Annotated in this window: 11 protein-coding genes; 9 read left to right on the forward strand and 2 right to left on the reverse strand. The window is 72.7% G+C overall.

The genetic code is table 11. From position 1 onward, the window contains the following. Positions 1–153: 153 nt before the first annotated feature. The 8 genes from ACFYRY_RS09585 (at position 154) to ACFYRY_RS09620 (ending at position 8,718) form a co-directional block, all read left to right on the forward strand. On the forward strand, positions 154–1,236 hold the full coding sequence (locus tag ACFYRY_RS09585) for a nitronate monooxygenase (protein WP_389141910.1): 1,083 nt from the start codon (positions 154–156) through the stop codon (positions 1,234–1,236). Beyond that, the gene (locus ACFYRY_RS09590) at positions 1,236–1,994 is read left to right on the forward strand and encodes a 16S rRNA (uracil(1498)-N(3))-methyltransferase (RefSeq protein ID WP_389141912.1); all 759 of its coding nucleotides are present in this window, start codon (positions 1,236–1,238) and stop codon (positions 1,992–1,994) included. Before ACFYRY_RS09585 ends, ACFYRY_RS09590 begins: the two co-directional genes overlap by 1 nt. A 37-nt stretch (positions 1,995–2,031) precedes the next feature. After that, a complete protein-coding gene (locus ACFYRY_RS09595) occupies positions 2,032–2,424 on the forward strand; it encodes a VOC family protein (protein WP_389141914.1) in 393 nt (130 codons plus the stop codon). 78 nt (positions 2,425–2,502) lie between these two features. Continuing rightward, positions 2,503–3,039 carry a hypothetical protein gene (locus tag ACFYRY_RS09600; protein ID WP_389141916.1) on the forward strand — a complete coding sequence of 179 codons (537 nt, stop codon included), beginning with the start codon at positions 2,503–2,505 and terminating at the stop codon, positions 3,037–3,039. A 74-nt stretch (positions 3,040–3,113) separates the two neighbouring features. Further along, positions 3,114–6,341 (forward strand): S41 family peptidase, encoded by a 3,228-nt coding sequence (locus ACFYRY_RS09605; protein ID WP_389141918.1) that lies wholly within the window; start codon positions 3,114–3,116, stop codon positions 6,339–6,341. Between the two features lie 98 nt (positions 6,342–6,439). After that, positions 6,440–6,793 carry a histidine triad nucleotide-binding protein gene (locus tag ACFYRY_RS09610; protein WP_389141920.1) on the forward strand — a complete coding sequence of 118 codons (354 nt, stop codon included), beginning with the start codon at positions 6,440–6,442 and terminating at the stop codon, positions 6,791–6,793. A 6-nt stretch (positions 6,794–6,799) separates the two neighbouring features. After that, the gene (locus tag ACFYRY_RS09615) at positions 6,800–7,705 is read left to right on the forward strand and encodes a ribonuclease Z (protein WP_389141922.1); all 906 of its coding nucleotides are present in this window, start codon (positions 6,800–6,802) and stop codon (positions 7,703–7,705) included. A 20-nt stretch (positions 7,706–7,725) separates the two neighbouring features. Next, positions 7,726–8,718 carry an adenosine deaminase gene (locus tag ACFYRY_RS09620; protein ID WP_389141924.1) on the forward strand — a complete coding sequence of 331 codons (993 nt, stop codon included), beginning with the start codon at positions 7,726–7,728 and terminating at the stop codon, positions 8,716–8,718. A gap of 37 nt (positions 8,719–8,755) precedes the next feature. On the opposite strand, the gene ACFYRY_RS09625 is transcribed toward ACFYRY_RS09620, so the two are convergent. Both ACFYRY_RS09625 and ACFYRY_RS09630 read right to left on the reverse strand, forming a co-directional pair. Continuing rightward, positions 8,756–10,102, reverse strand: coding sequence for an MFS transporter (locus ACFYRY_RS09625; protein ID WP_389141925.1), 1,347 nt, complete (start codon positions 10,100–10,102; stop codon positions 8,756–8,758). 208 nt (positions 10,103–10,310) lie between these two features. Then, positions 10,311–11,093: an IclR family transcriptional regulator gene (locus ACFYRY_RS09630; protein ID WP_389141926.1), complete on the reverse strand. Its 783-nt coding sequence runs from the start codon at positions 11,091–11,093 to the stop codon at positions 10,311–10,313. Positions 11,094–11,285: 192 nt separating this feature from the next. On the opposite strand from ACFYRY_RS09630, the gene ACFYRY_RS09635 reads away from it, so the two are divergent. Continuing rightward, positions 11,286–12,632 carry a glucarate dehydratase family protein gene (locus tag ACFYRY_RS09635; protein WP_389141927.1) on the forward strand — a complete coding sequence of 449 codons (1,347 nt, stop codon included), beginning with the start codon at positions 11,286–11,288 and terminating at the stop codon, positions 12,630–12,632. Positions 12,633–12,753 lie beyond the last annotated feature (121 nt).

The following is a 12,753-nucleotide window of genomic DNA, read 5'->3' on the forward strand; positions in this document are numbered from 1 at the left end:
CCCGCCACCGGGCAGGGTCCGAAGGGCGTCAAGGGCACCTCTGAGGGGCCCTTGGGGCACCGCTTGGGGCCCTGCCGTTCGGAGTCACCGGCGGCCCGTGCCGGGCGGAAGGCCGGATTCGGACTTGTTCGGAGGACGTGACAACATGCCGTCATGTCCTCCGCACTGACCGATCTCTTCCCGTACCCGATCGTGCAGGCCCCCATGGCGGGCGGCGTCTCCGTACCGACGCTCGCCGCCGCCGTGTGCGAGGCCGGCGGGCTCGGGTTCCTCGCTGCCGGGTACAAGACGGCCGACGGCCTGTACCAGGAGATCAAGCAGCTGCGGAGCCTCACCACCCGCCCGTTCGGAGTGAACCTCTTCCTGCCGCAGCCGGAGTACGCGGACCCCGCCGCGGTCGACGTCTACACGCACCAGCTGGCCGGCGAGGCCGCCTGGTACGAGACTGAGCTCGGCGACAAGGACAGCGGCCGCGACGACGGCTACGAAGCCAAACTCGCGGTGCTGCTCGACAATCCGGTACCCGTGGTCTCCTTCCACTTCGGCGTCCCCCAGCCGGACGTCCTGGACTCGCTGCGCCGGGCCGGCACCCTCACCCTCGTCACCGCGACCACCGCCGAGGAGGCCCTCGCCGTGGAACGGGCCGGCGCCGACGCGGTGATCGCGCAGGGCGTGGAGGCGGGCGGCCACCAGGGCACCCACCGGGACATCCCCGAGACCGACGGCTCGGGCATCGGGCTGCTGTCGCTGGTCGCCCAGATCCGCGAGACGGTACGGATCCCGATCGTCGCCGCCGGCGGCATCATGCGCGGCAGCCAGATCGCCGCCGTACTCGCCGCGGGCGCGTCCGCGGCCCAGCTCGGCACGGCGTTCCTCGCCACCGCCGAGTCCGGCGCGAACGCCGTCCACAAGCACGCGCTGACCAACCCCCTGTTCGTCCGCACGGAGCTGACCCGCGCCTTCTCCGGCCGACCGGCCCGCGGCCTGGTCAACCGCTTCCTGCGCGAGCACGGCCCGTACGCGCCCGCCGCCTACCCGGAGATCCACCACCTCACCTCGCCGCTGCGCAAGGCGGCCGCCAAGGCGGGCGACGCGCAGGGCATGGCGCTGTGGGCGGGACAGGGCCACCGGATGGCCCGCGAACTGCCCGCGGGGCAGCTGGTCGAGGTGCTGGTGGCCGAACTGGCCGCCGCGAAGACGGCGTTGTCGTCCTGCCCGCCCACGGGTGACGTCTGATGACCGCGCCGGTCTTCGTGGTCGACCCGCTCGAACTCCCTGACTTCTGCGGCGGGGAGCTCGTCCTCGACGGCCCGGAGGGACGGCACGCCGTCTCCGTGAAGCGTCTGCGGCCCGGCGAGGACGTCGTCCTCACGGACGGGCGCGGGCGCTGGATCGAGGGTGTCGTCAAGGCCGCGGAGGGCAAGGACCGGCTGGTCGTCTGCGGCCTGGAGAGCGTCCTGGAGGAGCCGCAGGAGCAGCCGCGCATCACCGTCGTCCAGGCGCTGCCCAAGGGCGACCGGGGCGAGTTGGCCGTCGAGACGATGACCGAGACCGGTGTCGACGCGATCGTGCCGTGGGCCGCGTCCCGGTGCATCACGCAGTGGAAGGGCGACCGCGGTGCGAAGGCGCTCGCCAAGTGGCGTGCCACCGCCCGCGAGGCCGGCAAGCAGTCCCGCCGGGTCCGCTTCCCCGAGGTCGCGGAAGCGGCGACGACCAAGCAGGTCGCGGCACTTCTCGCCGAGGCCGACTTCGCCGCCGTCCTGCACGAGGACCGCGTCTACGCCAGTGCGGCGCTGGCAACCGCCGAACTCCCCGCCGACGGCGAGATCGTGCTGGTCGTCGGCCCCGAAGGAGGCGTCACCCCTGAGGAGTTGGCGCTCTTCGCCGAGGCGGGCGCCAAGGCGTACCGGCTGGGCCGTACCGTGCTGCGTACCTCGACCGCGGGCACGGCCGCGACCGCGCTGCTCCTCGGCCGCACCGGCCGATGGTCCTGAACGACCCTGACCGACCCTGACCGACAAGGGGAACACGGTGGAACTCGCACAGGTACGGCTCCTCGTCTCCGACTTCGCCGCCTGCTACCGCTTCTACGACGAGGTCCTCGGCCTGAAGCCCCAGTCGGGGGCGGCGGACGGGCCGTACGAGAAGTTCAGCGCCGCCACCGGCGCGGCCGGTATCGCCCTCCAGGACCGCGCCATGATGGCCGAGATCCTCGGCGAACTCGGCGAACCGGCCGCCGGTCACCGCTCCCTGGTCGTCCTGCGCGTCGACGACCTCGACGCCTACTGCGAGCAGGTCACCGGGCGCGGGGCCTGCCTGCTGCACGGCCCGGCCCCCATGACTGACCGGATGCGCGTCGCCCACCTCAAGGACCCCGAGGGCAACCTGGTGGAGCTTCAGGAGTGGCTGCTGCTGCGCGTCTGACGGGGCCCGCGCTCCGGGGCGCGTGAGTGGCCGTATGCGCTCTACCGTCGTGGGCCGGACGGTGGCAGGCTGCCCTTCATGGGGGCGTTGAGACGGACTTGGCGTCGGCCACGCGGACAGCGGGTGGTGGCCGTGGCGGGGCTCGCGATGGTCGCCGTGGGCGGAGCCGTGGCCTGTGAGCCGGGCGGGCTGAACACCGCGACCGTGGCCTACACGACGGATCAGACCGTGACGGCCGAGCTGGAGCGGCAGAAGGCCGACGTACGGTGGCTGAACTGCACGGCCTCGTACGACGACGGGGCGAGCCCGAGCCCGAGCGCGAGCGAGCACACCGTCGCCTCCGTCGACTGCAAGGGCGAGACGGACGACGGCAAGGACATCACCGTCACCGGCAGCATCACGCGTGCCGTCAGCGGCGCCTGTGTGCGCGGGGACCTGACCGCCAAGATCGACGGCAGGCAGTGGTTCCACGTCAACGGGCTCGGCAACTGCGAGTCGAAGACCACCCCGCCCGTCAACCGGCCCGGGCAGCCCGGGCCCACCGTCACGGTGACCGTCACCAGGACCGTCTGGTGCCAGGTCGACCCCTCCTGCCGACCCGTCGAGGGCAAGTGATCTTCCGGCCCCGGCGGTTGGCCAAGTGATCGAAACCCCTGGTCTCGGGCGACGTGCGTGCATAGGGTGATCGGGTGACACAGCCAGCGACGTCGCCGTCTCCCGCGTACTTCCGGTATCCGCATCTGCACGGCGAGTCGGTCGCCTTCACCGCCGAGGACGACGTGTGGCTCGCCCCGCTCGACGGCGGCCGGGCCTGGCGGGTGAGCGCCGACAACGTGCCGGTGACCCACCCCAGGATCTCCCCCGACGGCACCACCGTCGCCTGGACCAGCACCCGCGACGGCGCCCCCGAGGTGCACATCGCCCCGGTCGACGGCGGCCCCGGCAAGCGCCTCACCCACTGGGGCAGTTGGCAGACCCAGGTACGCGGCTGGACCCCCGACGGCCAGGTCCTCGCGGTCACCACACACGGCCAGGCGAACCTGCGCCGCAAGTGGGCGCACGCCGTCCCGCTCGACGGCGGACCGGCCGCCCGACTGCCGTACGGCCTCGTCGGCGACGTCGCCCACGGGGATTCGGGCACGGTCGTGGTGTCCTCACCCATGGGACGCGAGGCGGCCTGGTGGAAGCGCTACCGGGGCGGCACGGCGGGCAAGCTGTGGATCGACCGGGACGGCGACGGCGAGTTCGTACGGCTGCACGAAGAGCTGGACGGGAACCTCGAGTACCCGGTGTGGGCGGGGGAGCGGATCGCCTTCCTGTCCGACCACGAGGGCGTCGGCGCGCTGTACTCCTCCCTCCCCGACGGCTCCGACCTGCGACGGCACTCTCCTCTCGACGGCTTCTACGCCCGGCACGCGGCCGGCGACGGCAACCGGGTCGTGTACGCCAGTGCCGGGGAGCTGTGGATCCTCGACGACCTCGACGGCGCCGAACCGCGTCGGCTCGACATCCGCCTCGGCGGTCAGCGCGTCGACCGGCAGCCGTTCCAGGTGAACGCCGCCCGCTGGTTCGGCTCCGGCGCCCCCGACCACACCGCCCGCGGCAGCGCGATCGGCGTCCGCGGTGCCGTGCACTGGGTCACCCACCGCTCCGGCCCCACCCGCGCGCTCGCCGCCGAGCCCGGCGTACGGGCCCGGCTGCCGCGCACCTTCCGCGCGGACGGCGAGGAATGGGTGGTGTGGGTGACGGACGCGGAGGGCGACGACGCCCTGGAGTTCGCGCCCGCCACCGGCCTCGCCCCCGGCGCGACCCCCCGCCGTCTCGCCGCCGGACAGCTCGGCCGCGTCCTCGGGCTCGCGATGGCACCCGACGGCAGCCGGGCCGCCGTCGCCGCCCACGACGGACGTGTGCTGCTCGTCGAGCGGGAGACCGGCGAGGTCCGCGAGGTCGACCGCAGCGAGGACGGGGACGTCTCCGGCCTGGTCTTCTCACCCGACTCCAGCTGGCTCGCCTGGTCGCACCCCGGCCCGCGCCCGCTGCGTCAGCTGCGGCTCGCCAACACCACCGACCTGTCGGTCACCGAGGCGACCCCGCTGCGCTTCCAGGACTACTCCCCGGCCTTCACCCTCGACGGCAGACACCTCGCCTTCCTGTCCAACCGCTCCTTCGACCCGGTCTACGACGAGCACGTCTTCGACCTGGCCTTCGTGGTCGGTGACCGCCCGCACCTGATCACCCTGGCGGCGACCACGCCCTCGCCGTTCGGCCCGCAGCGGCACGGCCGCCCCTTCGAGGCCCCGGACAAGGACGAGACCCCGGAGAGCGAGGGCACCCCGGCCACCCGGATCGACCTGGAGGGCCTGGCCGACCGGATCGTGCCGTTCCCCGTCGAGGCGGCCCGCTACTCCAACCTGCGGGCCGCGAAAGACGGGCTGCTGTGGCTGCGGCACCCGGTACGCGGAGTGCTCGGCTCCTCCCGGGCCACCCCCGACGACCCGGACCCGCACACCGAGCTGGAGCGCTACGACCTCGCCCAGCAGCGCATCGAGCATCTCGCCGCCGACGTCGACCACTTCGCGGTCAGCGGCGACGGCAAGCGGGTCCTGCTCTGGACGGGCGATCGCCTGAAGGTCGTCCCCAGCGACCGGCGCGCCTCCAACGACGACGACAGCGACACCAACATCACCGTCGACCTCACCCGGATCCGGCAACTCGTCGACCCGTCCGCCGAGTGGCGGCAGATGTACGACGAGACCGGCCGGGTCATGCGGGACCACTTCTGGCGCGCGGACATGAGCGGCGTCGACTGGGCCGGCGTCCTCGACCGCTACCGCCCCGTCCTGGACCGGGTCGCCACCCATGACGACCTGGTCGACCTGCTCTGGGAGGTCCAGGGCGAACTCGGCACCTCGCACGCCTACGTCATGCCGCGCGGCGGCCACGGCGGCGGGCCCCGCCAGGGGCTGCTGGGCGCGGACATCTCCCGTCACCAGGACGGCCCCGACGGGTCGGCGCGGTGGCGCATCGACCGCATCCTGCCGACCGAGACCTCCGATCCCGGCGCCCGCTCCCCGCTCGCCGCGCCCGGCGTCGCGGTGCGCGCGGGGGACGCGATCGTCGCGGTGGGGGGCGTCCCGGTCGACCCGGTGACCGGGCCCGGCCCGCTCCTCGTCGGTACGGCGGGCCAGCCGGTCGAGCTGACCATCTCGCCGTCCGGCGGCGGCGAGGTACGGCACGCGGTCGTCGTCCCGGTCGCCGACGAGGAACCCCTGCGGTACCAGGCGTGGGTCGCGGACCGGCGGGCGTACGTGCACGAGAAGTCCGCCGGCCGCCTCGGATACCTGCACGTCCCCGACATGCAGGCGCCCGGCTGGGCCCAGATCCACCGCGACCTGCGGGTCGAGGTCGCCCGCGAGGGCCTGGTCGTCGACGTCCGTGACAACCGGGGAGGGCACACCTCCCAACTCGTCGTCGAGAAACTTGCCCGGCGGATCGTCGGCTGGGCGGTGCCGCGCGGGATGCGGCCGTACAGCTACCCGCAGGACGCGCCCCGCGGGCCGATCGTCGCCGTCGCCAACGAGTTCTCCGGCTCCGACGGGGACATCGTCAACGCGGCGATCAAGGCGCTGGGCATCGGGCCCGTGGTCGGTACCCGCACCTGGGGCGGCGTGATCGGGATCGACAGCCGCTACCGCCTGGTCGACGGCACGCTCATCACCCAGCCGAAGTACGCGTTCTGGCTGGAGAACTACGAATGGGGCGTGGAGAACCACGGCGTCGACCCCGACATCGAGGTCGTACAACGCCCCCAGGACTACGCGGCCGGGCGCGATGTGCAGCTCGACGAGGCGGTGAGGCTGGCATTGGAGGCATTGGAGAACAGCCCGGCTAAAACACCGCCGAGTCTGCCCACCTAAAGGGGCGCGGGGAACGGCGCGACCAGCCACAGACCACCCGCACCCGGCGACGATACGATGCCCCACGAGATCAATCCCGCTCAACCCCCGGAGGGACCATGGCAGGGGAACCGCAGGACGACTGCCTGTTCTGCAAGATCGTCGCGGGTCAGATCCCGGCGACGATCGTCCGTGAGACCGACACGACCGTCGCGTTCCGGGACATCAACCCCCAGGCACCCACCCACATCCTGGTGATCCCGAAGGCCCACCACGTGGACGCCGCCGCGCTCGCCACCGAGGCCCCGGAACTCGCCGCCGCCGTCCTGCGCGAGACGAAGGCCGTCGCCGACGAGGAGAAGCTGGAGAGCTACCGCACCGTCTTCAACACCGGCAGCGGCGCCGGCCAGACCGTCTGGCACGCCCACGCGCACGTCATCGGCGGTCGCGGCATGCAGTGGCCCCCCGGGTGAGTCGTCGTGTCCGTACGTGAGTTGGTGGTTCTCGGCACCGCCAGCCAGGTCCCGACCCGGCACCGCAACCACAACGGCTACCTGCTGCGCTGGGACGGCGAGGGGATCCTCTTCGATCCCGGCGAGGGCACCCAGCGCCAGATGCTGCGCGCCGGGGTCGCCGCGCACGACCTGAACCGGATCTGCGTCACGCACTTCCACGGCGACCACTCGCTGGGCCTCGCCGGGGTCATCCAGCGGATCAACCTCGACCAGGTCCCGCACGAGGTCACCGCCCACTACCCGCGCTCCGGGCAACGGTTCTTCGACCGGCTGCGGTACGCCACCGCCTACCGGGAGACGGTCGAGATCGTCGAGGCGCCGGTCGCGGCCGACGGCGTGATCGCGACGACCGGCGGCTACACCCTTCAGGCCCGCAAGCTCTCCCACCCCGTCGAGTCGTACGGCTACCGCCTCGTCGAGCCCGACGGCCGCCGCATGCTGCCCGACCGGCTCGCCGCGCACGGCATCAAGGGCCCCGACGTCGGCCGCCTGCAACGTGACGGCTCTCTCGACGGCGTCAGCCTCGACGACGTCAGCGAGACGCGGCGCGGGCAGCGGTTCGCGTTCATCATGGACACCCGGCTCTGTGACGGCGTCCACGCGCTGGCCGAGGGCTGCGACCTGCTCGTCATCGAGTCGACCTTCCTCGACGAGGACGAGCGACTGGCCGTCGACCACGGTCATCTGACGGCCGGTCAGGCGGCCCGGGTCGCGCGGGACGCGGGGGTACGCCACCTGGTGCTCACGCACTTCAGCCAGCGGTACGCCGATCCGGAGGAGTTCGAACGGCAGGCCCGGGCCGCCGGCTTCGAGGGCGAGCTGACCGTCGCTCACGACCTCCAGCGCGTCCCAGTTCCGAAACGGCGATAAACCAGCCGTACGATGCTTTGATGTCCCTCCCCAAAGCAGAACTGCACCTCCATATCGAAGGCACCCTGGAGCCGGAGCTGGCTTTCGAGCTGGCCGCGCGCAACGGTGTCGAGCTGCCGTACGCCGACACGGCCGCGCTGCGCGAGGCGTACCAGTTCGAGGACCTCCAGTCCTTCCTGAACCTGTACTACGAACTCATGGCCGTCCTGCGCACCGAGCGGGACTTCGAGGACCTCACCAACGCCTATCTCGCCCGCGCCGCCGCGCAGGGCGTCCGACATGCGGAGATCTTCTTCGACCCGCAAGCGCATCTCGCGCGCGGCGTCTCCATGGACACGGTCGTCGAGGGGCTGTGGCGAGCGCTGAGCGGCAGCGAGGCGAACCACGGCGTGTCCACGCAGCTGATCATGTGCTTCCTGCGGGACGAGTCCGCCGAGTCGGCGCTGCGCACCCTGGAGGCCGCCAAGCCCCACCTCGACCGGATCGTCGGCATCGGGCTCGACTCCGCCGAGGTCGGGCATCCGCCGGTGAAGTTCCGCGAGGTGTACGAGGCCGCCGCCGCCCTCGGTCTGCGGCGGGTGGCGCACGCCGGTGAGGAGGGGCCGCCGGAGTACATCATCGAGGCCCTGGACGTGCTCGGCGTGGAGCGGATCGACCACGGGCTGCGGTGCATGGAGGACGAGGAGCTGGTCGCCCGCCTGGTCCGCGACCGGATCCCGCTGACCCTGTGCCCGCTGTCCAACGTCCGGCTGCGGGCCGTGGACGTCCTCGCCGAGCACCCGCTGCCGGCGATGCTGGAGGCCGGGCTGCTGTGCACGGTCAACTCCGACGACCCGGCCTACTTCGGCGGTTACGCCGGCGACAACTTCGACGCCGTACGCCGGACGCTGGGCCTGAGCGAGGACCGGCTGCGGGAGCTGGCCCGCAACTCCTTCGTCGCGTCCTTCCTGGAACACGACGAGGAGCGGCGGGCGCGCTACCTGGCCGAGGTGGAGGCGTACCAGTTCTCGTAGCCGCCGTCCGGGGCAGGCCCGGTGGGCCTCGGTGGCGTCAGGCTCCCGGGGGCCCCGAGGCCTGCCGGGGGCCCGCCGTGTCATAGGACTGCCGGGCGGGAGCGGCCGGGGTGTCGATCGGGATCTCCACGACCGGGATCTCCGCGACCGGCTGCTCGGGAACGACCTGGGCGAGCGCGTCCGCCGGGGTGCCGGTCGACGCGGCGACCACGACGGTCGGCGTGCCGCCCCGGCGACGCACCGCGCGGGACAGCAGCGGGCGCCCGGTGGTGTGCAGGGCCACGGCGGTCAACGGGACGGTGATGACGAGCAGCCCGAGGCCGAGGATCACGCCCATCGCCGGGAAACCGGCCCGCGCGGACAGCAGGCTGCCGGCCAGCGGGCCCGCCGCGGTGCCGAGCGAGGACGCGGAACCGACCAGCACCGCCCAACGCCCGCGCGGGTCGAGGGAGGCGGCGAGGCCGAGCACGTACGACAGGACGATCGGGTAGAGCGTGTTCCAGGCGATCTCGCCGGTCGCGAAGCCGGTCAGGTCGGTGGCGGAGGCGCTGAGGGCGATGCAGCCCGCGATGAGGGCGGTGCCCACGCCGACCGGCAGGGCCCGGCCCAGCCGCGGCCCGAGCGCGCCCGCGCCCAGGACTCCCAGGAGCCCGGCGCCCAGCGCCACGGCGAAGACGGCGCCGACGGTGGCTTCGGACAGACCCGCCTGGGTGAGACCTATGCGGCCGCTGACGCCCCACAGGGAGTTCTGCGCGAGGGACCACAGGAGCAGCGCGGCGGCCAGGACCAGCCCGGCGCGGAGGTGGGGCAGCGCTTCCTGCGGGCTGCGGGCCTGCCGGGTCGCGGTCGTACGTTCCGGGAGGCGGCCGGTCACCGGCCAGACCGCGAGCGCGGTGAGGGCGATCGCGGCGGGCGGCTGCCCGTGCCCGGGGCCGAGGTGCGGCACCGTCAGGTAGACCACGCCCGCGAGTGCGGAGACGCTCAGCAGACCCAGGGTGGTGATGCGGTGCGGGTCCCGCTGGGCGGCGATTCCGGTGGCGGCGACCGTGGTGGCCGTACCGGATCCGAAGCCGCCCAGCACGGCGCCGGCGACGACCGCGGGGACGGACGAGGTGAGGGCGGCGGTGCCGTAGCCGAGGACGGCCAGCGTGAGTCCGAGGCGGGCCAGCGCCCGGGCGCCGATCCGCTCGACCCGGGAGGCGAGCACGAAGCCCGCCGAGGCCGAACTCAGCAGCAGGGCACTGCCGACGGCGCCCGCCTGCGTGGCGGACAGCGGAAGACCGGAGTCCAGCCTGCCGACGGTGGTGGGGAGGAGGTAGGGGGCGAGGTACCCGGCCGTGAAAAGGGCGACGAGGGGCCAGGGCGTGGTGGTGCGGGCGAACACGGGCGTTCCCAGGGCATGCGAAAGAAGCGGCTCAGAAGGGGGTGGGGCGCAGGCCGTCGACGGACAGGAACGCGCGGCCAATTTGTATCAAGCACCTAGTCGCGAGAAGAAACGCGGGAGGTGTGATGTGGCGCACGTTGCGTTTGTGGTGTGTGAGGTCGGGTAGACGAGCGACTTTTTCCAGGTGGCCGAGGGTCGGATCCCGCGGCTATCGCCAGTGCGGAGCGCCTCCCGCGCCCGGGGCCGCTGCCTCGATCCCGGCCCGGATCTCCCGCATCACCGTGACGATCCGCGCCTCGTGCTCCGGCGTCAGCCGGGCCACCGGCACCGAGCAGCTGACGGCGTCCTGGGCGGGGGAGTCGTACCGCAGGGCGAAGCCGAAGCCGACGATGCCGAGCACGCCCTCCTCGCGGTCCACGGAGTAGCCCCGGGACCGCACGGCGGCGAGGTCCGCCAGCAGGGACGACCGGTCGGTGTGCGAGTTCGGGGTGAGTGCCTCGTAGGGACCCTCGGGCAGCTCGGCGTCGTCCCGTTCGGCCAGCAGGGCCTTGCCCAGCGCGCCCGCGTGAGCCGGCAGCCGACGCCCGACCCGGCTGATGGTCCGCAGGTACTCGTGCGACTCGCGCGTCGCCAGATAGGTCACCCCTCGCCCGTCGAGGCGCCCCAGGTGGATCGTCTCGCCCAGCGCCTGGGACGCCTCGTCGAGATACGGCCGCACCACACGCACCCGCGGGTCGGAGTCGAGGTAGCTGGTGCCGGTGAGCAGGGCGTGGATGCCGATGCCGTAGAGGGAGCCGGTGGCGTCCGTGCGCACCCAGCCGCGTGAGATCAGGGTCTTGAGCAGCGCGTACATCGAGCTGCGGGGTACCTCCAGGGCGTCCGCGAGCTCCTGGAGGCGCGCCGGCCGGTCACCGCGGGCGGCGAGCAGTTCGAGCAGCTCGACCGTGCGCGCGGCCGACTTCACCTCACGGACGCCGGCTGTCTCTGACATGGGTCGATCGTAAGCGGGAGTGACCGGAGCATTGACGGGTTTCGTTCGCGTATCTAACCTTCATCTTCATACATGGATAACGTCTACATGGGGAGATGGCACGGTCACCGCTCACGGATCCCTCGGACGTCGACGACTGACCGACCTCGAACCGCTCCCGACCACCGGACCCGACCTCGTAGGAGCCGCCCTGTGACCCGCGATCTCACCATCACCGAGGTACGGCTGACGCCGATCCTGGTCGCCGATCCGCCGCTGCTGAACACCCAGGGCGTGCACCAGCCGTACACCCCCCGGCTGATCGTGGAGATCGTGACGGCGGACGGGATCACCGGTGTCGGCGAGACCTACGGCGACACGAAGTACCTGGAGCTGGCGCGGCCGTTCGCCACCAAACTGATCGGCCGTCAGGTCAGTGATCTGAACGGCCTGTTCACCGTCGCCGACGAGGTGGCCGTCGACGGGGCCCGCGTCACCGGGCAGGTCGACGTCGGTGGACTGCGGGGCGTCCAGACCGCCGACAAACTCCGCCTGTCCGTCGTCTCCGGCTTCGAGGTCGCCTGCCTCGACGCCCTCGGCAAGTCCCTCGGCCAGCCCGTGCACGCCCTGCTCGGCGGCAAGCTCCGGGACACCGTCGAGTACAGCGCGTACCTCTTCTACCGGTGGGCCGACCATCCGCAGGGCGTGGCCGCCGAGAAGGACGACTGGGGTGCCGCCGTCGACCCGGCCGGCGTCGTCGAGCAGGCCCGGAGGTTCACCGAGCGGTACGGCTTCACCTCCTTCAAGCTCAAGGGGGGCGTCTTCCCGCCGGACGAGGAGATCGCGGCCGTCCGCGCCCTGGCCGAGGCGTTCCCCGGGCACCCCCTCCGCCTGGACCCCAACGGCGCCTGGAGCGTGGAGACTTCGCTGAAGGTCGCCGAGGAACTCGGGGACGTCCTGGAGTACCTGGAGGACCCCACCCTCGGCACGCCGGCCATGGCCGAGGTGGCCGCGCGGCTGCGAGAGGCGGCGCGAGGCGACTCGGGCGAGGGTGATGGTGAGCGACGGGCGGGCCTGCCGCTCGCCACCAACATGTGCGTGACGACCTTCGCCGAGATCAAGGAGGCGTTCACCCGGGACGCCGTCCAGGTGGTGCTCTCCGACCACCACTACTGGGGCGGGCTGCGCAACACGCAGCAACTCGCCGCGATCTGCCGCACGTTCGGGGTCGGGGTGTCCATGCACTCCAACACCCACCTGGGCATCTCGCTGGCCGCCATGACCCATGTGGCGTCCACCGTCCCGAACCTCCACCACGCCTGCGACTCGCACTACCCCTGGCAGTCGGAGGACGTCCTCACCGAACGGCTGACCTTCGAGAACGGCAGGGTCACCGTGTCGGACGCGCCCGGCCTCGGCGTCGAACTCGACCGCGACAAGCTCGCGGTCCTGCACCGACGGTGGTTCGACGACGACGGCTCACTGCGAGAGCGCGACGACGCGGCGGCGATGCGCATCGCCGACCCGGAGTGGGCCACGCCGCCGGTGCCGCGCTGGTAGCGGCCGCGGGGGCGGACGGGCGCGACGGGGCCGGCGAGGAGCCCGTCGGGGCCGGTTCAGGGGCGTCGGACGGCGGGCCTGACGCGATCTGCCGCCCGGGTCCGGTGTGACACCTGCGTGG

This window comes from Streptomyces sp. NPDC005263, from assembly GCF_042872365.1.
Taxonomy (GTDB): Bacteria; Actinomycetota; Actinomycetes; order Streptomycetales; family Streptomycetaceae; genus Streptomyces.

What these genes read in the sequence shown, in the direction of transcription:
- ACFYRY_RS09585 (WP_389141910.1), top strand. Translation starts at nt 154, where the DNA reads ATGTCCTCCGCACTGACCGATCTCTTCCCGTACCCGATCGTGCAGGCC.
- ACFYRY_RS09590 (WP_389141912.1), top strand. Translation starts at nt 1,236, where the DNA reads ATGACCGCGCCGGTCTTCGTGGTCGACCCGCTCGAACTCCCTGACTTC.
- ACFYRY_RS09600 (WP_389141916.1), top strand. Translation starts at nt 2,503, where the DNA reads ATGGGGGCGTTGAGACGGACTTGGCGTCGGCCACGCGGACAGCGGGTG.
- ACFYRY_RS09610 (WP_389141920.1), top strand. Translation starts at nt 6,440, where the DNA reads ATGGCAGGGGAACCGCAGGACGACTGCCTGTTCTGCAAGATCGTCGCG.
- ACFYRY_RS09620 (WP_389141924.1), top strand. Translation starts at nt 7,726, where the DNA reads ATGTCCCTCCCCAAAGCAGAACTGCACCTCCATATCGAAGGCACCCTG.
- ACFYRY_RS09630 (WP_389141926.1), bottom strand. Translation starts at nt 11,093, where the DNA reads ATGTCAGAGACAGCCGGCGTCCGTGAGGTGAAGTCGGCCGCGCGCACG.